Source organism: Bifidobacterium sp. SO4 (assembly GCF_018555355.1).
Taxonomy (GTDB): Bacteria; Actinomycetota; Actinomycetes; order Actinomycetales; family Bifidobacteriaceae; genus Bifidobacterium; species Bifidobacterium miconisargentati.
The window spans coordinates 1-26,869 of sequence record NZ_JAFEJP010000015.1 but is presented as its reverse complement, the minus strand read 5'-3'; the positions used below and the strand labels follow the sequence as shown (position 1 = coordinate 26,869).

At 60.8% G+C, this 26,869-nt stretch carries 20 protein-coding genes, 3 tRNA genes and 1 pseudogene; 6 read left to right on the top strand and 18 right to left on the bottom strand.

Annotated elements, in window-relative coordinates; all coding sequences use genetic code 11:
* Positions 1–3: 3 nt before the first annotated feature.
* The 7 genes and pseudogenes from hpt to JS536_RS09595 form a co-directional block, all read right to left on the bottom strand.
* Positions 4–561: a hypoxanthine phosphoribosyltransferase gene (hpt, locus tag JS536_RS09625; RefSeq protein ID WP_214356757.1), complete on the bottom strand. Its 558-nt coding sequence runs from the start codon at positions 559–561 to the stop codon at positions 4–6.
* The gene (tilS, locus tag JS536_RS09620; protein WP_214356756.1) at positions 548–1,636 is read right to left on the bottom strand and encodes a tRNA lysidine(34) synthetase TilS; all 1,089 of its coding nucleotides are present in this window, start codon (positions 1,634–1,636) and stop codon (positions 548–550) included. Before tilS ends, hpt begins: the two co-directional genes overlap by 14 nt.
* A gap of 245 nt (positions 1,637–1,881) precedes the next feature.
* Positions 1,882–3,384: a D-alanyl-D-alanine carboxypeptidase/D-alanyl-D-alanine-endopeptidase gene (gene dacB, locus JS536_RS09615; RefSeq protein WP_214356755.1), complete on the bottom strand. Its 1,503-nt coding sequence runs from the start codon at positions 3,382–3,384 to the stop codon at positions 1,882–1,884.
* Positions 3,385–3,445: 61 nt separating this feature from the next.
* Positions 3,446–5,110, bottom strand: coding sequence for an ABC transporter permease (locus tag JS536_RS09610; protein WP_214356754.1), 1,665 nt, complete (start codon positions 5,108–5,110; stop codon positions 3,446–3,448).
* Positions 5,107–6,102, bottom strand: coding sequence for an ABC transporter ATP-binding protein (locus JS536_RS09605; RefSeq protein ID WP_214356781.1), 996 nt, complete (start codon positions 6,100–6,102; stop codon positions 5,107–5,109). Before JS536_RS09605 ends, JS536_RS09610 begins: the two co-directional genes overlap by 4 nt.
* 504 nt (positions 6,103–6,606) lie before the next feature.
* Positions 6,607–7,830, bottom strand: a complete 1,224-nt coding sequence (locus tag JS536_RS09600) for a glycosyltransferase (RefSeq protein ID WP_214356753.1) — start codon at positions 7,828–7,830, stop codon at positions 6,607–6,609.
* A 362-nt stretch (positions 7,831–8,192) separates the two neighbouring features.
* Positions 8,193–9,752, bottom strand: a pseudogene (locus JS536_RS09595) (AI-2E family transporter); the annotation flags it as partial.
* Between the two features lie 204 nt (positions 9,753–9,956).
* Between JS536_RS09595 and JS536_RS09590 the strand changes: the two are divergent.
* Positions 9,957–10,883, top strand: coding sequence for a glycosyltransferase family 2 protein (locus JS536_RS09590; RefSeq protein ID WP_214356752.1), 927 nt, complete (start codon positions 9,957–9,959; stop codon positions 10,881–10,883).
* Between the two features lie 188 nt (positions 10,884–11,071).
* Here JS536_RS09590 and fucO read toward each other — a convergent pair whose 3' ends face one another.
* Positions 11,072–12,223 carry a lactaldehyde reductase gene (gene fucO / locus JS536_RS09585; RefSeq protein WP_109057780.1) on the bottom strand — a complete coding sequence of 384 codons (1,152 nt, stop codon included), beginning with the start codon at positions 12,221–12,223 and terminating at the stop codon, positions 11,072–11,074.
* A gap of 471 nt (positions 12,224–12,694) precedes the next feature.
* Here fucO and JS536_RS09580 point away from each other — a divergent pair, with 471 nt between their 5' ends.
* Positions 12,695–13,999: a class I SAM-dependent methyltransferase gene (locus tag JS536_RS09580; protein WP_109057779.1), complete on the top strand. Its 1,305-nt coding sequence runs from the start codon at positions 12,695–12,697 to the stop codon at positions 13,997–13,999.
* A gap of 106 nt (positions 14,000–14,105) precedes the next feature.
* Here the strand turns inward: JS536_RS09580 and JS536_RS09575 are convergent, their stop codons facing one another.
* From JS536_RS09575 to JS536_RS09540, 8 genes are all read right to left on the bottom strand, one after another.
* Positions 14,106–14,507, bottom strand: a complete 402-nt coding sequence (locus JS536_RS09575; protein WP_214356751.1) for a VOC family protein — start codon at positions 14,505–14,507, stop codon at positions 14,106–14,108.
* 449 nt (positions 14,508–14,956) lie between these two features.
* Positions 14,957–15,409, bottom strand: coding sequence for a hypothetical protein (locus tag JS536_RS09570; protein ID WP_214356750.1), 453 nt, complete (start codon positions 15,407–15,409; stop codon positions 14,957–14,959).
* 130 nt (positions 15,410–15,539) lie between these two features.
* Entirely contained in the window at positions 15,540–17,198 is a 1,659-nt protein-coding gene (locus JS536_RS09565; RefSeq protein ID WP_214356749.1) for an HK97 family phage prohead protease, read from the bottom strand.
* Positions 17,195–18,505, bottom strand: coding sequence for a phage portal protein (locus JS536_RS09560; RefSeq protein ID WP_214356748.1), 1,311 nt, complete (start codon positions 18,503–18,505; stop codon positions 17,195–17,197). The genes JS536_RS09565 and JS536_RS09560 overlap by 4 nt, the downstream gene beginning before the upstream one ends.
* 80 nt (positions 18,506–18,585) lie before the next feature.
* A complete protein-coding gene (locus JS536_RS09555) occupies positions 18,586–19,527 on the bottom strand; it encodes a tyrosine-type recombinase/integrase (protein WP_214356747.1) in 942 nt (313 codons plus the stop codon).
* 238 nt (positions 19,528–19,765) lie between these two features.
* Positions 19,766–21,289 carry a DUF3987 domain-containing protein gene (locus tag JS536_RS09550; protein WP_214356746.1) on the bottom strand — a complete coding sequence of 508 codons (1,524 nt, stop codon included), beginning with the start codon at positions 21,287–21,289 and terminating at the stop codon, positions 19,766–19,768.
* Positions 21,279–21,533 carry a hypothetical protein gene (locus JS536_RS09545; protein ID WP_214356745.1) on the bottom strand — a complete coding sequence of 85 codons (255 nt, stop codon included), beginning with the start codon at positions 21,531–21,533 and terminating at the stop codon, positions 21,279–21,281. Before JS536_RS09545 ends, JS536_RS09550 begins: the two co-directional genes overlap by 11 nt.
* Before the next feature lie 233 nt (positions 21,534–21,766).
* The gene (locus tag JS536_RS09540; RefSeq protein WP_214356744.1) at positions 21,767–21,973 is read right to left on the bottom strand and encodes a helix-turn-helix domain-containing protein; all 207 of its coding nucleotides are present in this window, start codon (positions 21,971–21,973) and stop codon (positions 21,767–21,769) included.
* A gap of 129 nt (positions 21,974–22,102) precedes the next feature.
* Here JS536_RS09540 and JS536_RS09535 point away from each other — a divergent pair, with 129 nt between their 5' ends.
* Both JS536_RS09535 and JS536_RS09530 read left to right on the top strand, forming a co-directional pair.
* Complete coding sequence (locus JS536_RS09535; protein ID WP_214356743.1) at positions 22,103–22,684, top strand: hypothetical protein; 582 nt, start codon at positions 22,103–22,105, stop codon at positions 22,682–22,684.
* Positions 22,685–22,704: 20 nt separating this feature from the next.
* Positions 22,705–23,853: a site-specific integrase gene (locus JS536_RS09530; RefSeq protein WP_214356742.1), complete on the top strand. Its 1,149-nt coding sequence runs from the start codon at positions 22,705–22,707 to the stop codon at positions 23,851–23,853.
* A 106-nt stretch (positions 23,854–23,959) separates the two neighbouring features.
* On the opposite strand, the gene JS536_RS09525 is transcribed toward JS536_RS09530, so the two are convergent.
* Positions 23,960–24,035, bottom strand: a tRNA-Phe gene (locus JS536_RS09525).
* A gap of 42 nt (positions 24,036–24,077) precedes the next feature.
* Positions 24,078–24,151 (bottom strand) — tRNA-Asp (locus JS536_RS09520).
* 514 nt (positions 24,152–24,665) lie between these two features.
* On the opposite strand from JS536_RS09520, the gene trmB reads away from it, so the two are divergent.
* Together trmB and JS536_RS09510 are read left to right on the top strand one after the other, a co-directional pair.
* Positions 24,666–25,598 (top strand): tRNA (guanosine(46)-N7)-methyltransferase TrmB, encoded by a 933-nt coding sequence (gene trmB / locus JS536_RS09515; RefSeq protein ID WP_214356741.1) that lies wholly within the window; start codon positions 24,666–24,668, stop codon positions 25,596–25,598.
* A 142-nt stretch (positions 25,599–25,740) separates the two neighbouring features.
* A tRNA-Glu gene (locus tag JS536_RS09510) sits at positions 25,741–25,812 on the top strand.
* Positions 25,813–26,869: the final 1,057 nt, after the last annotated feature.

Sequence of the window (26,869 nt, the reverse complement as noted above, 5' to 3'; positions counted from 1 at the left end):
ACGTTATTCTCCTTGGTACACGGACGGCTTGAGCACCGCAATCGAGTCGAGATTGCGGTAGCGCTCGTCGTAGTCGAGGCCGAAGCCCACCACGAACTCGTCCGGAATCTCATAGCCGGCGTACTTCACGTCCACTTCCACCTCACGGCGGGAGGGCTTGCTCAGCAACGCGAACACCTCCACGGAGGCCGCGCCACGGCGCTTCAATTCGTCGACCAGCCACGCAAGCGTGCGTCCTGAATCGATAATATCCTCCACGATGAGAATGTGCCGGCCGCGAACATCGGCGGACAAATCCTGACGAACCGTCACCTGGCCGCTGGACACCGTACCCGAGCCGTAACTGGACAGACTCATGAAATCGATCTGCACCGGGATGCTCACGGCCTCGGAGAATGCGACCAGCGTGTTCACGGCGCCCTTGAGGACCGCGATCAGCAGCGGGTTCTTGCCTCGGTAATCCTCGCTCACCTGTGCGGCGACCTCACGGATTTTGCTGTCAATCTGTGCTTTACTGACCAGCTCGTGGTCAATGTCTTCCTTAACGTCAGCGATTCGCATGCGCTCCATCTTGGCACACGCGAATGACGTGTTTCTTGCGATTCGCTGAATAACCACTGGGAAGATGGACGGGGCCCTGACCGTGCCAGTCGGTGATGAGCCGGTCGATGGCGTCCACCTGCGCCGCGCCCGCCCGGATGCCGGCCTGTTCCAGCGCACGCCCGATCACGCGGCGGCGGATGGCCGGGTGTTCGGCACCGAGCCGTGCGGCGTCGATGCGCAGCACCGCTCCCCCGTCCGCGCCGCTGACGACCTGTGCGGCCACGCGGACGGCGGCGGAGTCAAGATAGTCCTTGTCGGCTTGCGTCAATGCCGTGCTTTCGGCGAGGTGACGGGCCACGTCGCGGCCGGCGAACCGCGCGATGGCGGGCAGCAGGTCGTGCCGGACGCGCGAGCGCAGCGGATAGTCGGCGGACAGTTCGCCGTCGATGGACTCGCCGTTGGTGGGGTCGTCCCAGTATGCGATGCCGAGGTCCCGGCAGATGCCGGTGGTGTCCGCGCGGGTCAGGCCGAGCAACGGACGCAGGAAGGCGACGCCTCCACGGGTGAAGCGCGGCGGCATGCCGGCGGTGGCATCGATGCCGGTGTTCCGCAGCAGTCCGATGAGCACGGTCTCCGCCTGGTCGTCCATCGTGTGTGCCAACAGAACGGCTGCGGCGCGACACTCCCCCGCAATCTCGATGATGGCTTGGTAGCGGGCCTCGCGGGCGGCCGCCTCGAGGCCTTCGCCGGACTCTCGCACGGCGACCTTACGGGTGATGACCGGGGTCAGGCCGAGCTGTTCGCAGCGTTGCGCGGCGGTTGCGGCGACTTCGGCCGAACCGGCTTGCAGGCCGTGGTCGATGATGACGGCACCGCAGCGCAGTCCCAGCGAGGCGCAGACGGTATGGGCGACGGCCGCAAGGGCCATGGAGTCGCGCCCTCCCGAGCAGGCGACCAGCACGAACGGGGCATCGGGGGCTGCGCGATGCTCTCCATGCTGGGCGAATTCGGGCGACTGACGCTCCAATCCAGCCTCAGCCAGCGCCGCGCGCACCGCCCCCACCGCCTTGCGCAACCGTGCCGTATATGCCATGTCAGTTCCTTTGAATCGTGTGGCGGTTATCCGTGGTACTCCCCTCAGTCCGCTCCGCGGCCAGCTCCCCTCAGAGAGGGGAGCCGAAGTCCGGCTTACCTGGCTCCCCTCTCTGAGGGCTGAGCCGTGAAGCAGGAAGTCCAGTGGACTTCCTGTAGGCGAAGTGAGCGGCTTCGCCGCGAAGGCTCTGCGATAGCAGAGCTGTCACCGAAGGTGACTGAGGGGAGCACCACGGGATATGCCCTCTACAGCTCCGTGAGTTTGGTGATGAAGGCGTCGATGGCGTTGCGGGCGGCCTCCATATCATCGGGGTTGTTGACCACCACGGCGAAGGCCAGCGCACCGCCGTTCGTGCGCGAGACGTTGCCGGCCATCGAAGTGACCGTGCCGAGGCTGCCGGTTTTGACGCGCAGCAGTCCGGCCGCGGCATCGTCGTCATACCGGTATTGGGCGGTGCCCACCAGACCGGCGATGGACAGTCCCTCGGCCGCCGCGGCGCCCTCGCCTTCCGTAAGGTTGCGCTGCTGGACGGCCACGAGCGTGCGTACCGTGAGTTTGGAACCGGGCGACAGTCCCGAGCAGTCGGCCATGGTCAGGCCGGACGTGTCGATGCCGAGCTTATCGAGTGCTTCGTGCACGGCCTTGGTGCCGCCTTCCGGACTGTTGTCCTTGCCGCGGGCCAGGGCGGTGAGTCGGCCGAACTCCTCGGCGAGCGTGTTGTCCGAGTGGCGCAAGGTGAAGGCCAGGATTTCGGCCAGTGTGGCGGAGCTGACTGAAGCGAGCGGGCTGGTGGAGGAAGGCGCGTTGCCCTCGGCCGGATCGCCTTCCACGGTAATGCCCTGGTCGGCCAGCAGCGAGGCGAATTCCTCGGCCACATCGGCGGCCGTGTGCTGGGAGAGTTCCGGGTATCCGGCGGAATCGTCGGGGTTGGCGGGCGCGGGCATGGCATCCGTGTACTGTCGGCCGCCGTCGATGGCCATCGAGGAGACGGGCGTGTAATAGACGGTGTAATCGCTCAGGACCGTGTTGGTGCTCTCGCTCAGGCCGTCGGGCACGCGCGCGTCGCCGAACAGCGAATCGTCGTAGGCGAGACGCACGGTGCTGATGCCACGCTGGGCCAGGGCCGCGGCGGCTGATTGGGCGAGCGTGGCGAGGCCCGCACGACCGTTGATGTGGTCGGGGTCGGATTCGCCGGAGCCCAGCAGCATGTCACCGTTGCCTTTGAGGGTCAGCGTGTCCACGCCGTCGGTCTGGGCGAGGAACACCTGCGTATCCAGCGTGGAGGCCATGTTGAGCGTGCTCGATGCGGCGAGCGCGGTGAGTGTCTTCATGGTGGAGGCGGGCTCGCGCGAGGTGCCGGCCTCGTGTTCGGCGGCCACGTTGCCCTGCGCGTCCTCGATGATGGCCGAGGTGTCCGAGCCTACGCCTTCGGTGGCGAGCAGGTCGTCGATCAGTGCGGAGGCGGCCTTGGCGTCCACGGTTTTGGTCAGGTCGAGCTTGCCGGCCACTGTGCCGCCGGTTTTGGCGGTGAGCGGGTCTGCGAATGTTGGCACATCCACGTTCTTCAGCGTCAGTGGGCCGGGCGCGACATCCAGGATGTCGGCGGTGCAGTAACCCGCGAACAGGGCGACGGTCACCAATGCGGAGACGGCCACGGTGAGCGGACGGCGGCGGGAGGCACGGGATTGCCGTTGCTGTTGACGCTGCGTTTCACGCCGTTGGCGACGTGACACCGCTGTGGATACCATCGTGCTCCTTCGTGGGTTCGCCGGCGCGGGCAAGGCCGGGCGGCGGAACCTGAATCAACCGTCAGTGCTGCAATGAGGCGAACGAATCGAGCGTGGAGACGACCGAGAGCATTCGCGCATCCAACAGCTTACCGCCCAGCCATGTCCCGAGCGCCAGCATGCCCGCGCCGTTGACCAGCACGATGGGGATCAGCACCCAGAACATCGTGTCGATCACGCCCGTGACAGTCAGCACGATGGCCACGATACCGGTGGGCAGCAGGAGCAGAATCGTACCGAACAGGTAGATGAACGGGAAGAATCCCTGGGCCATGGCGCGACCCTGCGGCGAGGAGAACGGCTTGTCCAGCGAAGGCACCGGATACATGAACACGCATGAGGTGATTTCGGCCAGTCCCAATCCGCAGCAAGCGCATGCGAGGCCGATCGACCATAGCAGGATGCCGAACAGCAGCCGGACGGGATGCGCCCAGTCGCCGGTGAAGATGGCGATGCCCACGCCCAGCGCCACAAGATAGACCAGGGCGATGCCCAGATAGACGAGCACGCGGCCGATGCGGTTCTGCAGGCCCCGTACGCCGGAGATCGCCTCCATCGTGAAGCCGCGGCCGTCGTAGGCCAGACCGTTGCTTTCGGCGATGGAAAGCATCCAGCCGGTCCAGATCAACGACACCCAGACGATCGCGCTTTCGCCGCGCGCTTGGAAGGCGAACACCACCACGAACAGTATCGGCATCAGGAAAATCATGCCCTGTCTCGGGTCGCGCTTGAGGTACGTGAACAGTCGGGCGGCGACGGCTCCTGGCACGGAATCTGGCATCCAGCCGAACGCGCCGATGCCCTTGGCGGTGACCGTTTTGGCGCCGGCCCCGGTGGTCAGCCGTTCGTGCCTGAAGCACCAGGTGCATGCGGCGAAGCAGACCACCCAGGTGACGGCCAGCACGGCGAGATGGCCGAGCAGGGCGAGCCCGTTGGCCGCGGCCGCATCGAACGGCAGTTGGAAGGCCGCGCCGAACGGGGTCCAGGCAAGAATGGTGGCGAATGCGGCGATCATCTGGCCGCGATCATTCGGGGCGATGTGTTCCAGCATGCCGGAGTTCACCATGATGTTCGGCAACTGGCACAGCGCAATGAAGCCGAGCACGACCACGATGTAGAACAGGTTCTTGCCGCGGCTGGAGGTCACGAGCGTGGTCGCCAAAGATATGAGCAGTTTGGACAGGCTCATCATGGTGAACACGGCGAGGGCAGCGGCGACCAGGGAGGTCACGACGGCCGCCCCGCCCATATGTCGGTAGGCCAAGGTCCACACCATGAGGGAGAGCATGCCGGTGATCGCGGGCAGGCCGGACATGCCGGCAAGCAGCAGTCCGAATTGCAGCTGGCGGTCCGGCAGACCGTACAACGCGAACTTGCGCGGGCTCATGGTGGAGCCCTCGCCAATCAGCATAAGCTGGATGAAGGCCACCGTGACGGTGAGCATCGAACCGAAGATGACGACGAGGGCACGGAGGACGGCGAAGTGACCGTAGTCAGCGGGCAGCGGGCCCGACGCTCCGGCGCCGTCGAGGCCGCCCGCGCCCCATGCGGCCATGCCGGTGATGATGACGGTGGCCACGGCGGTGATCATGGCGACGACATAGGCCACGGTCTGCCAGACGGACTTCTTCAGCGTGGCCCAGGTGAGGGACCAGCGCAGGCGTATGAGGGTGAGTGCGGTGGTCATCGGACGGCCGTTTCGTTCGGGTTCGGCTGGAATTGCGACGGCACCGGCGCGGTGGGATTCGGCAGGGGTTGCGCCGGCGCCGGTGCGACCGGTGTCGGTGGCATCTCCGGTGAGCCCGCAGATGCCGGTACGTGCGGGGCTCCGCCGTCGAGCCAGGAAAGGTGCGCGGCTTCGTGACGGCCGCCGACCAGTTGCAGGAAGCGATCCTCGAGGTCCTCGCCGGCGGCCACCTGATCGACCGTGCCGGCGGCACACACCTGGCCGTTGTTGATCACGGCCACATGCGTGCACATCTTCTCGACGAGGGACATGACGTGCGAGGAGATGATCACCGTGCCGCCGGTGCCCGCGTATTCGATGAGGATGTCTTTCAGATTGGCGCTGGAGACCGGGTCCACGGATTCGAACGGCTCGTCGAGCACGAGGATGCGCGGGCTGTGGATCATCGCGGAGGCCAGGCAGATCTTCTTGGTCATGCCGGCCGAGTAGTCAGAGACCATGGTGTTCGCGGCCTGTGCGAGGTCGAAGGCGTTGAGGAGGTCGTGCGCGCGGCTCAGGGCTTCGGCGCGCTTCATGCCGCGCAGCATGCCGGCGTAGACCAGTAGCTGCAGGCCGGTGAGGCGGTCGAAGATCTGGTCGGGCTGGGGCATCACGCCGATGGAGCGTTTGGCGGCGTTCACGTCCTGCCAGACGTTGCGGCCCAGGATCATGGCGAGGCCCGCGTCCGGGACCAGCAGGCCGGTGACCATGTTGAGCGTGGTGGTCTTGCCGGCGCCGTTGGGGCCGACGAGGCCGTAGAACGAGCCGACCGGGATGTCGAGGGACAGGCCGTTGACGGCGATCTTGTTGCCGAATCGCTTGAAGAGGCCGCGGATGGAGACGGCGGCTGATGGGTTCGGCGGCACCGGCTGCGGGGCGTAGTACGGCTGGGGTTGTGCCGGCTGCTGCGAGTAGGGCTGCTGTGACTGTGCCGATGGCTGCGACTGCGGCATGGGCGATGTCGGCGTCACGGGCGGCTGCGACTGCGGCATGGGCGATGTCGGCGTCACGGGCGGCTGCGATTGCGATTGGATTGGAGCTGGAGATTGCGGGAATTGAGGCGTGTAGTGGGCTTGCGGCGTCGTCGCCGCGGAAAATGCAGCATTTCTATCGCTGTTGTCTAGGCTCATGACTCCACTCTAGCCCAGAAACCAGCGCCACGCCGGGAGGCTGTGGACGGATGTGTACGTGAGCCGATCCGGCTCCGGCTCCCCTCTCTGAGGGGAGCTGTCAGCCTCGACATGGATGTCCTGCGCATTCGTACCCCTGGCTCCCCTCTCTGAGGGGAGCTGTCAGCGAAGCTGACTGAGGGGAGCCTGCAGGAAGTCATCCGTGCGCTCCCCTCAGCCTCACTACGTTCGGCAGCTCCCCTCAAAGAGGGGAGCCAGATTTGCGCTCGGCTATCGCCTCGCTCAGGCTGAAGCCAGCCGGAAGCCCACTGGGCTTCCTTGATGGCTTCAGCCTTTATGCGTAATCGGCTTCCACTGGGCCTTGGCGAAGATGGCCTGGAAGGAGATGGGGACGTAGCTGAGCATGTAGATCGGGAAACTCAGCACGTAGGCCAGCAGCTCCTTGTTGGTGGCGCCGATCTGGTCGCGTTCGACGATGATGGTCAGCGCTGCCAGCGCCATCAGACCCAGAACCGAGGTCACGATGCCGCTCGACCAGCCGGCCAGCGACTGCACCTGGCTGGACCAGCTTACGAACCCGAGCGCCGCGAACAGGATGCCCATCAGCATACGAATCACGCCGAGCACGGTGAACGGGCAGAGCATCAGCGTGAAGTCGATGCAGGAGAAGTCGCGCTCACGGACGGCGCGCTTGAGCAGCGCCGGACCATAGTAGCGGAACACCTGCAGGAATCCCTTGCTCCAGCGCAGGCGCTGACGCCAGCTCTGCGCGAACGTCACCGGCTGCTCGTCGTACAGGATAGCGGTGCCGCAGTAGCCCACACGGTCTCCGTGCAGGATGGAGTCCATAGTGAACTCGAGGTCCTCGGTGAGCAGGTGGAACTTCCAGCCCTTGTTGCGCTTCATGATCTCGCGGGAGAACATGAAGCCAGTGCCGCCCACATGGCAGGAGGAGCCGAGGATCATGCGCGAGTTGGACAGGAATCGCGATTCGCGGATGAACCACAGGGCCGAACCGGAGGAGACCCAATTGTCCGCCAGGTTCACCGAGTTGCGGTAGCTGGTCAGGATACGGAAGCCGGAGCAGAAGGCCTTGTTCATCTCCTCGAAGTAATGCTTGTCCAGCTTGTTGTCCGCGTCGAAGACGAAGTAGGCGTCGTAGTCGTCCGCCACGCCGATGTCCATCATGTGCGTGAGCAGGTAGCTCAGCGCGTATCCCTTGCCGACCTGTTCGAGGTTGTGGCGTTCGACCACATGGCAGCCGCGGGCGCGCACCACGTCGGCGGTGTGGTCGGTGCAGTTGTCCGCCACGAGCCAGATGTCGATGAGGTCGGACGGGTAGGTCTGGGCGCGAATCGAGTCGATGAGGTTGCCGATCACATTCTCCTCGTTGCGCGCGGAGATGAGCACGGCGTACCGCGTGATCATCGGGGCCTCGGGGAAGCGCACCGGCTTGGCGAACAGGGACATGACGATGCACACGCCCTGATAGATCACGCCCGCGCCGCCCACGATCATCAGAAGGACGTCAAGTACGGTCAGAAGCGTCATCAGCGCCACCCCGCTCTCGGATTGCTGGAAATGGATTGGTCGGATGTTTCGGACGCGCCGTCGTCGCCGGATTCCGCGGGACCGGAGGCGGCGGCCGTCTGACCGGAGCCGTCCGTATCACCGGAATCATCGGAATCACCGGACTTACGCGGCTTACGCGACGTGCCGGACTTGCCGGACGTCTTTTCGGAGGGCTTGCCGGCAGCGTGCTCCAGATGCATCGGCTGCGGGATGCCTTCGGTATCCTCGGCGTCCGCGGCGGCGTATGCTCCGACGTTCGTCCTGCCGGACGGCCGCGACCCTTCGGAGCGTTCCGGCGAACCAGCCACGGTCCCATCGGGCACGTCGCCCTCCTCGGTACCGCGCAGTCCCTTGCGGACCCCCGCGGACAGCACGTTCTTCGGGATGGCCACGGTGGCGGAATCGTCCATGTCGCGCTGGGTGTCCTCGTGCTCGGGAATGGCGTAGATCTGTTCCTGCAGCAGGCGCAGCTCCTCGTTCATCGGCACGCGGCTGCTGGAACCCTTGGCGGCGCGCGGCATGTGCTCGCCGATCGGATGCAGCACGTGCTCGCCGAACGCCTCAGACGCCTCCACGATCTTGGACTTCTTGTCCGAGACCGGATCGTTCATGAGAGGCGAATCGATCAGTTCATACCGGCGGGTGTACACACGGAAGATGGCCTGGATGGAGGCCACCACCGGCAGCGCCAGGAACGCGCCGAACGCGCCGAACAGCGAGCCGAACGCCAGCACGGCCAGGAAGGCCACGGCGGCGTTGATGTCCATGGTGCGCTGAGAGATCTTCGGCGAGAGGATCAGGTTCTCGATCTGCTGGTAGATGATGATGAACGCCAGCACGGCCACCGCGTACACCCATCCGCGGTTGCCCCAAGCGAACAGCACTGGCAGGGCGCCGCCGATGTACGTGCCCACCGTGGGGATGAACTGGGAGACCACGCCGCAGAACAGCGCCAACGGCAGCCAGTACGGCACCTTGAGCACCTCCAGGAAGATGGCGGTGCAGGTGGCGTTGATCATGGCCAGAATCGAACGGGAGAACAGGAACGACGAGATTTGGCCCTGCGCCACGGTCCACACCAGAAGGAAGCGACGCTGCGTGTTGGGCGCCAGCCACTGGCAGAACGAGCGGCGCAGCTTGGGGCCGGCCGCGGAGATGTAATAGGTGGTCATGATCACGGTCATGAGGTCCAGCAGGAAGGAGAACAGGCCTCCCACCGTACTCATGGCGGTGCCGGCGAAGTCCGTGACCCACGAGGTCTGGATGTTGTTGAAGATCTCGGTGCCGAGGCTGTCGATCTCCGGCAGCTGGAACTTGGAATACGGTTGCAGGAACTCGCGCAACTGCTCGTACATGGCCGGCAGTCCCTTGACCATGGCGATCACCTGCTGGACGAACATGTTGCCGAACAGCGTGAGCAGCACACCGATAATCACCGCGAGCCCCACCAGACCAACGGCCGAGGCCACGCCGCGTTTCCAGCCGTGCGAGACCAGCGCCACCACCAGCGGTTCGATGGCGAGCGCCAGGAACAGGGAGATGATCACATCCAGCACCAGGTAGGAGATGCTGCCCCAGGAGCGCCAGCAGAAGCTGAACACCACGATGGCGATGGCCACGTACATCAGCGCGCGGCTGAACCATTCCGGTGGCCTGCGGGGATCGCCCTTGGCCGGGAACAGCGTGCCGAAATCGATGCGGTTCTCGTCGCCGGCGGGGGTTTCCGTACCCGTATATGCGGCGGTATGGTCGGCGCCTGCGGCCGTCTGGTCATCGATGCCGGTCCGGCCGCCGGCGGACATGTTCGTGGTCGTGTTTGCGTGTACGGTTCCGTTCGCCCCGATCCCGGACTGTCCCCCGGTCCGGCCGGTGCCATTCATATTGCGCGCGCGTTCGCTCATGGCTCCCCATTGTAGCGGGGCGGTCGAAGAGCAACCCGGCGGCGGACGGGGACGGACGGAAACGAGATGTACGTGACTGCGACGTACGCGCGTCGCAGTCCACGGTCAGCCGGCCTGCGGAAGCCGGCGAACAGGCGGTGGACAGACGGTGAACGGACGTCGTCTTCGCTCTCGGCGTACACCCGCTTCCCTATCCTTGAAGCCATGCTCAACGTTTCGATCATCATCCCCGCGTGGAACGAAGCCGAACGCATCCACGACTGTCTGCTCAACGCGACCCGTCAGACCGTCATGCCGCATGAGGTGCTGGTGGTGGACAACAAGTCCACGGACGATACCTGCGCCATCGTGGAGCAGTTCATCAAGGACCATCCGGAAGCGCCCGTCAAGCTGCTGCACCAGAACGATGAGCAGGGACTGATCCCCACCCGCAACTACGGTCTCAACGCCGCGACCGGCGATGTGCTGGGCCGTTTCGACGCCGATTGCATGATCCGGCCCGACTGGGTCGAGGTGGTCTCCGGCATCTTCACCGAGGATCCGGCCGCGATGGGTGCCACCGGTCCGGTGATGTACTACGACATGCCCTCCCGTCATTTCGGGTTGAAGGGCGACAATTCCCTGCGCAAGCGCATCTACAAGGCCGACGGCGGCCAGCCGCTGCTGTTCGGCTCGAACATGGCCCTGCGTGCCTCGGCCTGGCACCAGATCGCGGACGAGGTGTGCCGCGACAAGGCGGACGTGATGCACGAGGACATCGACATCTCGCTGCACCTCATGGGCAAGGGGCTGAAGACCGTGTATTCGCCGCGCATGATCGCCGCGATGAGCGCCCGGCGCATGGACACCTCCTTCGGCTCGTTCCTTAATTACATGCGCAGGTTCCGCAACACGTTCAACGCGCATCCGCAGCATTGGCGCAAGCACAAGCCGGAGATCCTGTTCACCGCCATGTATCCGGCGATGCACCTGTTCTACCCGGTGTGGCAGAAGGTCCTCAGCACGGCGGACATCAACCCGGCGGAGGCCGCGTGGATCAACGAGCAGATGCAGCTCGCCGAGTCGCAGGGCAAGCAGCTCTACGACGAGACGCCCACCGACGAGGAATACGACGAGAAGCACGCCGAATAATCGGAATCGTGTCGGCGTTGCCCCGACGCCGCATCGGTTTTTTGGGGAAAAGTACCACTGGGCTCATGTCAGTGGTACAAAAATCCAAAGTCGGGAAAAATTATGGGGAAAGGTACCGCTGAAAGTCGTTCAGCGGTACCTTTCCCCATTCTATTGAGCGTCTATCGGGTGTAGCGCCTCACGAAGGCTTACATCAGGCTCTTGTAGATGGCGAGGATGTCCTCCTCGGTGGCCTTGCGCGGGTTGCCCGGGGTGCACACGTCGTTGAAGGCGTCGTGGGCCAGCGGGGCAAGGTCGGCCTCGGTGGCGCCCACCTCGGAGATGGTGGTCGGGTTCTTGAGGTCCACGGTCAGCTTGTGGACGGCCTGCACGGCCTCCTCGCGCACCTTCTCGAGGTCGCCGGTGTAGGCGTCCTCGACACCGAAGGCGTCGGCGATGTCACGGTACTTCTCACCGGTGAAGTCCTTGTTGTACTCCATGACCGGGGCCAGCAGGATGCCGTTAGCCACGCCGTGGGCCACGCCCAGACGACCGCCCAGCGGGTGGGCCATGCCGTGCACCAGGCCGAGGCCGACGTTGGAGTAGGCCATACCGGTGATGTAGGAGGCGTACGCCATCTGCTCGCCGGCCGGGATGTCGCCGTCGGCGGACTTGGCAAGGTTCTTGGCGATCATGCGGATGGTCTGCATGGACAGGCAGTCGGACAGGCTCCAGGCGCCCGGGGTGATGTAGCCCTCGATGGCGTGGGTCAGGGCGTCCAGGCCGGTGGCGACCTTCAGGCCGCGCGGCATGGAGTCGGTCAGGTCCGGGTCCACGAAGGCGACGATCGGGATGTCGTGCGGGTCGACGGCCACGAACTTGCGCTTGTTGGCGGTGTCGGTGATCACGTAGTTGATGGTGGTCTCGGAGGCGGTGCCGGCGGTGGTGGGCACGCCGAAGATCGGCACCGACGGGTTCTTGGTGTCCGCGACGCCCTCAAGGGAGAGCACGTCGGAGAACTCAGGGTTGGCGGTGATGATGCCGATGCCCTTGCAGGTGTCCTGCGGGGAGCCGCCGCCCAGGCCGATCAGGAAGTCGGCACCGGAAGCGGCGAACTTCTCGACGCCGTCCTTGATGCACTCGACCGGCGGGTTCGGCTTGACGTTGGAGAACACCTCGTACGGCAGGCCGGCCTCATCCAGGACCTTGGTGACCTTCTCGGCGGTGCCGGTCTCCAGCAGGACCGGATCGGTGACGATGAAGGCCTTGGTGAAGCCGTGCTGCTTGGCGACGGTCGGAATCTCCTTGATGGCGCCGCGGCCGAAGTAGGCGGTCTGGTTGAAAATCATGCGATAGACCATAGGTGCTCTCCTTTTGAGCTCGTACCTTATGTATTCGGTACTTTTCAGTACTTTCCGTAAGCCATTCGTTCGTTGAACGGCCCAACGATTCACCAGTGTACCCCGCATGTGAACGTTAACCTGGAAACACGCTGGGAATGTATGGGCAAAATAGCCAAATTAGGTAAATCATCAAACGATATCGGCGCAACAACCGGAATCGCATCGAATCACACCGAATCACGCAACATCATGCCGGAATCATGTGGCATTCGGACTGCGAGGCTCAGGACATCGCATCCGGATCGAAACACCACGACACGGCTTCCTGTCGGGTTTCGCAGTCACACATCGTCCGCCGAGGGCGAACAGCGCGCCAGCGATCGAGGAAGGGCATCGAATCAAGTCAACGGACGGACTAGGATACCAAACCAAAGTTGGGGTTTGAACTTGGATAGATTCGACCAGAATAATGCAAAATCGAGGTGGAGTATGGCAAATGGCAAGGCTATGACGGTCGCGGAGATGGTGTCGCTGTTCGTGGAACCGACCGCTCCGGTGCGTGTGGATGCGTTCGACGGCTCGCATTTCGGCCCGGAGGACGCTGATCTCAACGTCAAGATCACCAGTCCGAACTGCATGTACCAGCTGCTGGCGCATCCGAACGAGATCGGCATCGTGCGCGCCTACGTACTCGGTGACTTCGACGTGGCCGGCATCGACTATGCGGACCCCTACCCCGCCATGCGCAAGCTCATCTCCCTGGCCAAGTACGTCAAGCCGATCACCCCGGTCTCCCTGGCGCGCGTCTCCGCCGGCATCCTCAGCCACGGCTTCCGCAAGCCGCCGGTGCCGGCCACCGAGGGACCGAGCAAGTTCGCCCGCATCAAGCAGGGACTCATGCCGCACACGGAAAAGGCCGACTCCGAGACCGTGAGCTTCCACTACGACATGTCCAACGAGTTCTACGCCGACTTCCTGGGTCCGTCCATGACCTACACCTGCGCGGTGTTCGAGAACGAGGATATGAGCCTAGAGGACGCGCAGGCCAATAAGCTGCGGCTCATCCTCGACAAGCTCGGCCTGAAGCCCGGCGAGCGTCTGCTGGACATCGGCTGCGGCTGGGGTTCGATGGTCATCACGGCCGCGCGCCGCGGCATCAAGGCGCTGGGCGTCACGCTGTCCAAGGAACAGGCCGCGTACGCGAACGAATGGATCGCACGCGAGGGACTGCAGGACCTGGCCGAGGTGCGCGTGCAGGACTACCGCGAGGTACCCGAGCATGACTTCGACGGCATCTGCTCCATCGGCATGATGGAGCACGTGGGCGTGAAGAACTACCAGAGCTACTTCGAGGAGATGTTCCGGCTGTTGAAGCCGATGGGCCGCCTGCTCAACCACCAGATCACCATCAGCCACGACAAGCCGAACGGCAAGCCCGGCACGGACGAGTTCCTGGACCGCTACATCTTCCCGGACGGCGATCTGGGCGCGCCCGGCTTCATCGAGTCGTGCATCCATGATGCCGGCTTCAACATGGTGCATCAGGAGAACCTGCGCCAGCACTATGCGCTCACGCTGCACCACTGGAACCGCAACCTGTCCGAGCACTGGGACGACGCCGTTCGTCAGGTGGGCTTCGAGCGCGCCAAGGTGTGGGGCATGTACATGGCCGCCTGCGCGCTGAACTTCGAACTCGACGGCATTCAGATCCACCAGTTCCTGGCCATCAAGCCCGACCGCGTGGGTCACCCGGACGGCAAGTGGTACCCGCTGCGCCCGTGGTGGAAGGCGTGAGGTTAACCGTAGTCCTATCTACGGTTTGACGGACTTTTCAAATCGCTTCTTCTCGCATGGATTTCGAGAAGAAGCGATTTTTTCAATGAATACCGTTATTTGACCGTTATTTGACGATTTCGCAGAATTCGATGGTTTCGGCGTTGGGGCCGGTGACGTTAAAGTACCGGATGCCCTTGTCCCAGAACGAGGGAATGGACTGGATTTCTGTTTCCCTGATGTCCAGCCCCAAGGCCTTGGCGTTCTCGTAGGCCGCCTCGATATCGGGCGTGTCCAGCGCCCAATGATTGATCGCGCCGGTCGTCATAGGCGCGGGATCGCCTTCCCATGTCTCGATGGTCAGGTGCCCGTATCGCAGGAATGCGCATCGGTTCTCGCCGTTATGGTAGACGCCGACAAGCTTGAACCCGATCTTCTCCGTGTAGAAGCGGATGGTCTCGTCGAGATCCTTGGCCGGCATGCCGGAATGCTGTAGGTCGGTAGTGAAATCGGTCATAGGCTGCGCCATGGTGTTCTCCTTTGAACAGAGTTGGATAAACGGTTGTATGCGAATCCCATTATTCCACTCGCCGGAGCGTTACAAGGCTTTCACGTTTTGGCCCTTAACTCCACAACCTATAACCCCGCAATTGCCTATAACCCTTGTTGCAATTGAATGCAGTGAGTTTATGGTGAGTCGGCGGGTTTATGGTGAGCTTGGCCGGAAACCGGAAAACCCCGCAAGCCTTGGAATTCTTGGCTTGCGGGGTTCCGCGTGGTGGCTCCGAACGGCGTCGATCCGTTGACCTAGCGATTTATTGAATATGAAAATTAACAGTTTTCATATAATACTAGACCTTTGAATTACCTCTAAAAACCACGGAATTACAAACTCAGCGTTTGCTATGACGCATCATTAATACTCGTCGAATGTGCGGAATAAATGCGGAATCCTATACAGTCCACTTATCTAATCCGTTATGCTGCCTTGTTGATTCGTTCGTTGCACCGATCTACGACACGCTGCCAGTAATCGGCGAATCTTGCCGGTCGTTCTCGTTTCCATCGTTGGAAGTCTTCGTCGGTCATGTTTTCGGGCTTCCAGTTGGAGTGCGTGTCTCTTAATCGTAGCTTTACTAATTCGTCGGCCGTAGTCCAGAGCACGCCGTTTTCGCCCCATCTGGCTTCGTAGGTGTCCATCGGACATGTGTTGTTGTGGCATTCGCGTTCTGACGGTGTTCCGGCCTTGTTGAGGTCCTTGAGCACGGAGAGGTAAGCGGCTATGAGTCGTGATGCTGGATCGTCGCCGTTGGCGTCCATTTGGCGGGCTACGGTGCGGGCGAGTTCCACTAGGGCCGCGTATTGGGGTTGTTCGTCAAGCCGTTTGGCGCGTATGGTGCGGTTCACGGCTGTGAGGTGCTTGCGGCTCATGTGGTGTTTTTCCTTGAGGGGATGAAGGGTGAAAAAAATCGTGAACGGGGAGAGGCCAGGCGGCGACACGGAAGGTGGTCCGGCATTGGCTTCGTTTGAAGCGTTGACGCCCCTCCCCGTTCGGTTCGGCTTACTTTCCGGCCGGCGCGGCGAGGGATACGCGCACGATGCGTTGAGGCGAATAGCAGTCGAGCTGGTATCGTCCTTCGACGCGTGCAATAGTCTGGTTCGTGCCGAAGTTCGCGTACGGGTTCCATTCGACCTGTAATGAGCCATCAGTGCTGATGTTGATGGAGTTGGAGCCGATCAGGTAGCCGGTGCCTGCGGCCACCGAAGCTGCCGTGACGATTGTCACGCCGAACACCTTGCGGGTGATGGCGTCGAGTACGTTGCTCATGTAGTAGTCGCCGTTGGCGTTCTTCAGTCGCTGGAGCCTGAGCCAATCGGTTGGGTTGACGGCGAGGTAGAGCGCGTTGACGTTGATTTGTTCGAGCTTGCCCAACGCGGCGGCGATGGTGTCCAAAGGCGTGTTGTCGTATTCCTGCTCCTGCACGCCCTTGATGTGGGCGAGTCCGGTGAGGTGTTCGCCGGTGCCGTCGCCGTTGACTACTTCGTTTTCCAAGGCGTCGATGACGCTGTCGGTCATGCGCCGGCCGATCCACTGGTCTAGGTTGGCGATATCCCGGAGGGCGTATTTGTCGATAGGCTCGGACAGCGTGGCGATCACGCGCAACCGCTGTTCCACCTTGCGCATGGACAGTTTCGTGGTGGGCTTCTGCCCGCCTTCGGCCACGATGGATGCACCGCCCTTGTCTTCCGGGGTGACTTCCTGCAAGGCGTCGTACACGGGTGCCGTGCGGGTGATGGTCGGGATAACGCTCACGAGACGTGGCCGCGACTCGGCCCCGAGGTCGGCGGCAATGGGGTCGGTGTTGATGAGTGGCACTTGGAACGCGGTGGAGCCTTCGGACACGAGTCCCTTGGTCACTCCCATTCTCGTGGAGTAGTCGCGCGCCATGCGCGGCATGATCGTGGTCAGTGACTTCAGGTCGAGGAACGCAGCGCCGGATGCGGGCGTGGCATCGAACGCGGACGCGGCGCGCTGCATGTCGGCGAGCGCCGTTTTGGTCTGGACGGGTGCGGGCTTGGTGTCGGGTTCGTGGTCCTTGGTCTGGACGGGTGCGGGCTTGGTCTGTGGCGTGTAGTCCTTCTGTGCCGTGGCGTCGGCGGGTGCCGGCGTTTCCTCGTGTGGTGCCGTGGTGACGGTTCCCTTGATGTCGATGGTGTTGGTGGTGTCTGCCATGGTGGTGTTCCTTTCTGCGGTGGTGGCGGACTTGATGTTGACGACTTCGGCCCGTGGGTTGGCGGGTGTGGGCGTCAGACTTATTTCGAGGAGTTCGGCGCTGTCGATGATCCTTGCGCCGTCCTGTCGTCGTGTGGCGTGTTTGGCGATCATGCCCACGGACATGCCGCGTATGACGCCGTGCTTCAGGAGGCGGTAGGCTTCGGCGGCTGTGGGGTTGTCGAGGTCGAGACGTGCCGTGACCAATAGGCCGTGTTCGTCCTCGATGGCCTTGGTGGTGCTGCCGATCACGTTTCCGGGCTTGTCGGCGTCGTGGTTCCATAGAATCGGCAAGCTGTCGCCGGAACGTGCGTATTCGGAGAAGGCGCCCTTGGTGATGATGTCGCCTTGCCTGTCCAGGTTGCCGTATGCCGCCGCGTAGCCGGTGAGTATGCCGTCTCCCTTGTCGGCGAGCGCCGTTGCCGTCTTATGGGTGATTTCGTTCATTGTCTGCCTTCCTGTGCCTGCTGGGTTCGTCCGCCGTCCTGTGGTGATGGTTGTCCGCCTTCGGTGACGTTCAACGGTGTGATGAGTTCGTCGCCTTCCGGCACGGGCGGGCGGTTGACGAGTCGGCGTGCTTCGTTGGTGGTCATCCACGGCCGGCCGGTTGCCGTGCTCAATGCCTGGTATTGGGTTTCGAGCGTTCCACGAAGTTTCGCATCCAAGTTGGCTTCCACGTACAGGTCCGGTTCCCCGCACGCCTCGGGAAGCACAAGATTCAGGGTCTCTTCGAGGGCAATAAGGTATGGGGCGAGTTCCACGCTCCATAGTTGGTCTTTGTATTCCGCGATGTTGCTTTTGGTGCCGGTTCTGAAGCCGATGTTTTCGGGGCTGATCCCGTACAGGTTCGCCACGAAGCACGCTATCGAGGTGCGAGCGGCGCTGTCGTCCATGTCCACGGGCTTGAACATGCCGTTCACGGCGCGCATTTCCATGCCGTCTTCCAAGAGGATTGTTGATCCCGCCTTGGCCCCGTCCCCGCTGAATTGCGCCCAGTCGCGGGCGAAGCGCGAGCGTGTGGCGTCGTCCCATGCGGGCGCGTCCGTGGGCCTGTAGAGATATGCAGGCACACGGGCGGCGTTACTGGCGATGTTGCGCCGATAGTCGGCGAGCGCGCGCCCCTCTGCGAGTATCGGGGCGATGGTGTCCGGTATCGGCATGCCCGTCTCGTATCCGGTGGACAGCATGACGGCAGACGAGGGAAGCGGGATAGCGGTCGTATGGCCGTCTATGGTCACGTTCAGCCGTATGGGTTCCTGATTGCCATTCACATCCACATTGAAATTCATCGGGGCCACGCGGCGGATCAACGGGGAGCCATACGGGCCGGGCGTCAACAGAGCAAGCATCCTGTCGGTCAGCAGCAGGTCCAGCAGCAGGTCGCGGAACAATGCGTAGCGCGTCACGCCCGGCAGCACGGACGGACGGGACAGCACGCCGGCCAGCTTCGAGCCCGTGGCCTCGCTCCTGTCCCCGTTCGCGTCCTTCCGATACGCCTTGAACGGCAGAGACGCGATATTCGACGCGATGAAGCCCGTGACCGTGCGCACGGCCCACTCCGTAGCCCACACATCACCCGAATACCTGCCGAACGGGCCCGCGGACGGCGAGCGCGACGACTGCCACGCCGGTTCCTGCCGATTCACGGCGTCCGTCGTGTTCTTGCGGACAAACCAATCGAGTAACCCCACGACACCTCCTAATTGATACTGATAACGATTATAGATTGCGATAAAATGATGCGTGGAAATCATGCATTTCCTGCCATCACCAATGAATGGTGCTGTTGGATGACACGGCCCCGGTCTCGAACCTATTCGTCCGGGGCTTTCCGCTACTTCTCGCTTAAACCGTCGATTGTGGCGACTATGGCGGAATATACGGGGCTTGCGGCCTCCATGATCGGCGTTGTCGTCTGTTCGCAGCACGTTTTATCGCTTGGGCCAGTGCCGAGTTCCACCGCTTCCGCCGCGGCTCTGAGACGACTGGCTGGCATGGCTACATAACGTTGCGTAGTGGCCACGGATGAGTGGCCGAGCAACTGGCAGACAATGTAGATATCGTGAGTCTCCTCGTAAATGCGAGTGGCATATCGGTGACGAAGGGTGTGTGTTGTCCATCCGTCCGGCAATAAATCACCGACAAGCTTGCCTATGCTATTCGGGTGCAAGTGTCCATTGTGCTCCCCTGGGAACAGATATCCGGCGCATGGGCGAATGAGAGCGGCCAGATCGTCGCATATCGGAATCGTGCGCTGTTTGTCGCCTTTTCCTATGACGGTTAACGTCCAGCCGAGATGGTCCCTTCGGACATCTTCGCCCTTTACCGCCGCTATTTCACTTCGGCGTAACCCGCATTCAGCCGCAAGGCGGACCATGATGGTCTCTCGTCGGTCAGCCATGCTCAATGCAGCGATTATTTCCCGATCAGGGCATGGGCGCGGCTTTGGCGGGGCTTCTCGGACTTTCGGAAGCTGGTCTATCGGATTGTCTTTGCGTTGTCCGGTAGCCTGCATCCACGCGAAGAAACGTTTTACGGTGTCTCGGTAGCCCTTACGAGTGTTGCGCTTCCATGCCTGCGCACCGAAATACGCAGTCAGCCCTCGCCCCGTTACCTCGGTTGGCGCTACCTTCAAAGCGCGGGCTATATGCGAAATCTGACAACGGCGGGTCTTCATCGTCGCCTCCGAAAAACCGGCCGCGCGCATAGACCCTACCCACTCGGATATCAAAGGAGTCCACGACTCCGGTGTTCCCCACGGCTCCTGACGGACCATGGCAACATACCTCCCGAATATTAATTGAATAAGAAATATAGTTCATTCAAATTAGTTCTTGCGTCTAGCACGTCTAGCTATCTAGGCGTTGAAATCACTGGGGTTTAGGCATCTAGAGATCGCGTCTAGCGCGTCTAGCGCAAGCTGTGCGGCCTAGACGTGCTAGACGCAATTGCTAGATGCTCCAAGCCCTTGCACGAGAAGGGTTAGACGGCTAGACGAACTAGACATACGTTGGTCATGAAAGCCGCCATGAGTTTCCCGACAGCTTCCCGCTATCCGGGCCGCATATTTTCACATGTCCCCCTTCGTATAGGTCGGCGAGCGCGTCATATGTGTACTGGCGGTAAGCGCGCGTAACATTCTGTGATATGCGCCATCCCCTGATCCCTTCGCGGCCGGGGTTGTGCGCCTGTAGGTACTCTGTGATTCTCGCCTTGGCGTTCTCGATGCCGCGTTGCTTGACTTCGGCCTTCGCGGTTTCGGTGATTTCGAACTCGTCGGCCATGTCACGGGATCGCGTGGCGCGCATGTCCCGTATGCAGTCAGTGCGGTATCCGGCCGACTTGTTGAGGATGGTTTTCGCGTTGTCCCATTCGGTTTCGGTGACATAAGGGTATGCGTCAGGGCGTTCGAGGAACGCAAGCAGTGCGGCCACCCTCGCGGCGGTCTGGAGCAGGTGCGCGTCGAGTGGGTCTCGAGTCTTGCCCCGGTTGGCACGTATGCGCTCACACTCGAAGTCGTCTGCCGCCTTGTCGGGGAATGCTACCGTAATGAAGGCGTTCTGATATTCGCCAGCTTTGTGTATACCATCCGAGTTGGGGTTGTAGTATGCCTCGAAAACGGCCTTATCGGGGTCCGGTGGGAGTTTGCTTGTCGGGTAGGGGAAACAGGTCAGGGACGACAGCACCTCGGGTGTGGAAACGGCGTGCATGGGAGTGCGCGGGTCGGCTACATCAAACCATAGGAACCGTTGCGGCAGTCCCGACCCCTCGTTATCAAGAATCACGTTGGCATTCGATGGCTGTACGCCGGTGATGAGGCTTAGACGGTAGCCTAGCCGGGGTATCTCGTAACGGTTGTCCTCGGCGCGGTTCGCGGCCCCTATCGGCTCGCCTTGATACGCGGATAGCAGCGTACTGACCAGTGTGGAACCCACACGCTTCGCGGCACCTCCCAGATGGGTTATCTCCGGCATGGACAGCAGCGAGCGCGGCGACGACAATTTCAGTCTCGACGATCCGTCGTCACCACGTTCACGGTAGGTGTACATAGTGGGTATCCCCTCGCCTGACGCGGGCAGTCGCGTTCCGGCGTTTCTTATGTCGGGAACGAGGGTCGCAGCGGCACGCTCCGTGATACCTTTTCCCGAACCCGAGGGGCCGATCAGAGCAAGGAACACGTTCAACGGCATGGGTTGCATGTTGTTTAACGGATCTATAACCACAGTCGGCGGCAATGCAACAGACAGACGGCATAGCACCGCGGAAAGCAACGCCCATGGGTTTACTCTGATTCCTCGGGATCGCGCGTAAAGGCGTATTTCCGACAACGCTACAGACGACTTCCAGAATTGGTCATTGTCCTCGGGACAGGATTCCAACGGATCGTACATGACACCTTCGGCCGTACGCGGGATGCCGTCGCCCATAATCTCACCTCGTCCCGGCATAATGTCATTAACGTCATTCTCTTCCACAAGCCGATTATTCATTTGACGCTGTTGCCATGACTGCGAGCTCATGTCAAAATCAATCGTCATCAGAACCCCTTTCATCTGGATTGAAGTCAAAAAGAGGCTTAGACTGAATATGTCGAGCCGCTTCCAAGTTGCGCGATTCGATATTTCCTCGGCTCGAATCGGTTGCCCCCGAATCGAGCCTTTCCCATAGGTCCCATACCTGCAACAAACTGACGCCGATAAATAGCCAGGCTGTCGCAAAACATCCAGTCTCAATGTAGCCCCATGCCGCCAATATGCAGATAAGAACGCAAATCAGCTGCATGGCGTCTCCTTTGCATGTCGATGCATGAAAGCAAGAACACTGTTACGCCGATATACGATTTGCCCTTTGGCCGTGGTCTCATACTCAGGCCCCACGCCGTCGCATCTCCACCGTCTGATCGTTGCCAAGGGCAGGCCCAGCGCAACAGCCACCACGGGTTCGGAGGCAAGTAAAGGCATGCACATATATTTCAGTTGCTCAGAAGTAAAGTTAATCGATTTCGCGCCCATCGCTCACTCCTCCCCTCCAACTCGTTCCGTAATCCATTGCTCCACATCTTCCGGCCTCCACCGAACCTGCTTGCCAATTTTGACCGATGGCGGCATGGACTCCGGGTGATAGCAACGGTTTCGAAATATCGTTGACTTGCTGATACCCAGTCGTTTTGCAAGGTCATCAGCAGTCCACAAAGGCTTTATCTGAATAGTTCCACCATTCATTAGCAGTTCCTTTCAATAGATTCCCACCTATGTCATATATGGGAATGTGTAATCAATAGATACCACATGCACACCCGTGACACAACAGTGCATTTCCTGGGCGTGTCATAGGCGGGTATTCTTGACAGCATGAAGACGGCTGAACTGAAACAATCACTCGACGCACGACTCTGCGGACTTCCCGACGAACTATCATTCTTCACCGTTGCCCCATTGGGAAGCGACATTGTAGCGCCGGCCATAATCGGCATGAGAGATATCTCCATCGATGAAGTGTCTGGAGCCTACATACATGAAATACGAGTTGAGTGGAACATACACACGCAAAGCTTCGACACCACGAAACTCGACATTGTCACGCCATTGGCGATGAGCCAGCCAGTCACAGGCTCTATGCTGCGAAAAATTCCCGTCGATAAGTATCGACACATGGTAGTGAAATCCGCACTCTTGCGATATCTGGGCGATGGCGTCTACGAACCTTTTGACTTCGATAGCATTAAATCTCTGAAAGAAAAAGCCAAGAACGGAGCTAATAAAGAGAACCTCGAAGCCGTGGAACGAATTTACGCTGTCGGCAAGCACGTCAGCGATTCGCCTCGTAAACTCGTTGCCGACGCTTTCGGCATATCCCCCCGGACCGCAACGAATTGGATCAATCTAACTCCCACAGGCGTTTCAACGCCACCAGATAGAACCACTTACCTATAAATATCGCTAGAATCTCCCCTATGGCTCGCACGCGAATGCCTATAGGCACTTATGGAACAATCAAGACAGACGAGATGGGACCGGGAAAATGGCGCGCACGAGCGCGCTATCGGTTCTCCAATGGCGATTTGAAACAGGTACAACGGTTTGGCAGTACTGAAGCAAAAGCCGTTGCCAATCTTAAGAAAGCCTTGAAAACCATTGACAGCGGCATCTCCAGTTCCATATCTCCCAATATGGTCTTATCGGCATTGGCTGACAGATTCATAGCCGATCGACGCGAACGCAGGTCCGAAGGCACTGTACAAACATATCAAGTGGCGGTCAACGCACACATAAAACCAGATATAGGTAAGCTGACTGTGCGTGAGGCCACTCCAGAACGCTTAAACGCATTTCTTGTATCCGTTGCCAAGGATCACGGACATGGTGCGGCTAAGAATTGCCGCAGCGTACTATCTGGCATGATGACGCTTGCAGTGCGTAACGGAGCAATTAACCACAATCCTGTTCGAGAAGTGGAGGCAATAGAAAAACCAAGGAAACCAGGCACAGCCCCTATTCCCCCGGAACGCCTAGGGGAATTTCTTCAGGCGGTCGAGAACGACGCAAGAATGCAGAATGCCGACTTGGTTGATCTGTTCAAAGTGATGGCAGGCACTGGATTCAGGATGGGTGAAGTATGCGGCTTGACATGGAATGTCATCAATTTTGAAAAGAATCAGATTGAAATCTGCCGTCAAGCTAAATACATCAATGGAAAGGGCGCAATACTTCAAGAATTCGCCAAGACCCATGCAAGCATGAGGACGATAACGGCCCCCGATTCGGTAATGCACGTACTTCGCGAGAGAGCGCAACAGGCCATACGGAACAACTACGATTTGGTGTTCCCGTCCATTAGGGGTGGCGTCCTTGATCCGAATAACGCCGAGCGCGCTTTGAGAGAACGCCGCGACGCCCTTGGCTTCCCAGGGATATCGTCTCACTCTCTACGTAAATGCGTAGCGACGATTCTTGACGGACAGGGAATGACGCCACGAGATATAGCCGACTATCTAGGACATTCCAAGCCGTCCATGACCCTTGACGTATACATGCAGAGAAGTCGCAGCACTGGAAAGTCCGCGAAAAAACTCGAAACCATCTTATCCGACATCATTCATTAGATTTGAATATGCGGAATAGATGCGGAATTTCGCATAAATGCGGAATGGTTTAACCAAACCGGAAAACCCCGCAAGCCTTGGAATTCTTGGCTTGCGGGGTTCCGCGTGGTGGCTCCGAACGGCGTCGATCCGTTGACCTAGCGATTTTCAGTCGCTCGCTCTACCAACTGAGCTACAGAGCCATGAACAGCAGAAGATTTGAATCAAATCCTCGACCATTCCAGCGACCCCGGCCGGACTTGAACCGGTGACCTCCGCCGTGACAGGGCGGCGCTCTAACCAACTGAGCTACGGGGCCGTGTGTCTCACTTGCGTGAAGCAACAGATGTATATATTACTGATTTCCAGCAATCACGCAAACTACGGCGTGTCCCGCGGAGTTCCAACGATTTCACGTTCGTCCAAACAGGTGCGCACCACAGAGACCTCGCCAAAATCCCGAGCGAAAGCCCAGGTACAAGGTAGGGCTCTGTTAAGCCAAGATTGACATGAATTCCATTGGACTACCCATCAGTCGGCTTTGCCGCCAGCTCCCCTGACAAGGGGAGCCAAGAATAGGGGCATATCAATCTTGGTTTAACAGAGCCAAAGGTAAAGCAACAACGCGAATACAGACCACAGCCGCATCATCGCACCCGCATCATCGCACCCGCATCATCACAGCCGCATCATCGCACTCGCAGCATCACAGCCGCAACCGCACCATATCCGTTCGGGGAAACGACTTGGTATGGTGAACTACAGCATATTTCGATACGTAATGGCCGCCCGTCACCCCGCGGCGCCCACCAGCGAGAGGCATCAATCACAGCATGACCAACCCCGAATCCGACGTCGCCCCGGAGTCCCCGGATCTCGAAATCACCGACGATACCCGCGCCGCCGCAGACAACAACCCCATCGAAACGGAAGCCGGCACCGGCCACCCGATGCACAAGGTCCTTTCCTTCGTTCGCCGCTCGGGCCGCCTGGACGACCGCCTGCAGCGCGCATGGGACCGCTACGCCGACACCTATCTTCTGGACATCGCCGCCGGTAACGGCCTGCTGGATGTGCGCGAGGGCGTGCAGCTCAGCCGCGAGTTCGTCGAACGGACCTGGGGCAACGGCAATCCGCTCATCGTGGAGATCGGCACCGGCCAGGGCGAGAACGTGGTGGCCGCGGCCGCCACGCATCCGGATACGAACTTCCTGGCATTGGAGGTGTACGACCCGGGCGTGGCACACACCATGCTGCTTGCCGGCAAGCAGGAGCTGACGAATCTGCGTGTGGCCCAGGTCAACGCGCCGGAGCTGTTCAAGGTCGCTGAGGCCGGGTCCGTGGCCGAGGTCTGGACCTTCTTCCCGGATCCGTGGCCCAAGAAGAAGCATCACAAGCGCCGCATCGTGCAGGAGGGCCTGGCCGCGGACATCCATCGCGCGCTCGGTGAGGGCGGCGTATGGCGCATCGCCACCGATATCGAGGACTACGCCCTGCACGTCCACGAAGTGATGGACGACCTGCCCGGCTGGCACAACATCGGCACCATGACCGCAAGTCTGCCGCTGGAGCACGTGGGCAAAGGCAACGCCGACCTGGCCGCGGACATGCCACACGCCGACTTCACCGAATCCGAACGATTCGCCGGTCGCGTGCTCACCAATTTCGAGAAGAAGGGCCTGACAGCCGGTCGCGTGATTCACGACTTCACCTATCAGGCAGTCGGCGAGGACACGGATACGAATACGGACAAGGCGGAAGCCTGACCGGTCATCCCCAGATGCCGGCCCGGCTGGCAGTCGGCGACCGGGCCGGCATCTCCCAGCAAATCGGCGACCCGCACGATACGTCGGCGTGTCGCCGATTTGCATTAATCCAGATCTTCCAGTAATGTTACACGAGTTGTCCGCCCCCATCGTCTAACGGTTAGGACACCAGACTTTCAATCTGACAACGAGAGTTCGACTCTCTCTGGGGGTACTCGCCGGCTCCGGGTTCCACGAGGTATCGTGGCCCGGAGCCTTTTGTTTCCAACGGTTTCAGGCCGCCAGCTTGGCCTTCAGTTGCTCGCACAGGAAACCCGGCGGTGGCCACTGCCACCAAAGATGCACCTCCGTCACTGCTCATTCCGCGCATCATCTGCTCGTACATCGACGCATCCAGCAGGGAGAGCGGGGGGACGTTGAAGAATTCCGCCACTGCGGCGATATCCTGGATGGTCCAGGAGGTCTTGCCGGTCATCTTCGCGGACACGGCGCCCCTCTTCAGCCCCAGTGCCGCGCAAAGTGACTGCTGGGTCATCCCGCGGCCGGTCAGCTGCATGTTGACGTTCCAGATGAATACCCTCTGCAGGTAGTCGCCGAGTCCATTGGATTCGGACGACGGTTCGATTTTTGCCATATCAAGTCCTTTCAGATTGGAGTTGTCCAATATCGATGGACATAATCCTACAACAATGATTTGCTGCTGTGCAAGTTTCTTGATATATTGTCTATTGTGAATGGACTGACGGCAAAAATAATGGATTCTCCGATGCGTCGCTATATGACGGCGGCGGGTCTGAGCTGCCGAGACCTCGCGAGGGAGATGGGTACGTCCAAATCCTCGGTCGCGGGAAAGGTCAACGGCTCGATACCGTGGCAGCAGTCCGACCTGATCTGGCTGGCCATTCACCGAAACCTGTCCCCTGGGTATGTGCTCGGCATCGACGCCTATCTCACGGATGGCGGGTGGAAACCCGAAACGAGAATCCCCGGACCGGCTGGAACCCGGCGCGGGGATTGAACGGCAACAACCATGGAGCCGCGGGCGCGCATATCCGCCAAGATCAGACGCCCGTCGTTCCGATTCCCCGAAGGAGGGTCATCGCCATGACCGATTCTACCAATACCGCCGGCATTCGCCCGGCATCCGACGTGCCTCACGTTTTTTGAGCGCGAAATGGGTAGTGGTGCCTCACCTGGAGTGAGCGCGAAACCGGGTTGGTCTGTTTGGCTTGTCGTATGGAAGACAGGATCAGCATGGCGACGAAGCGGCA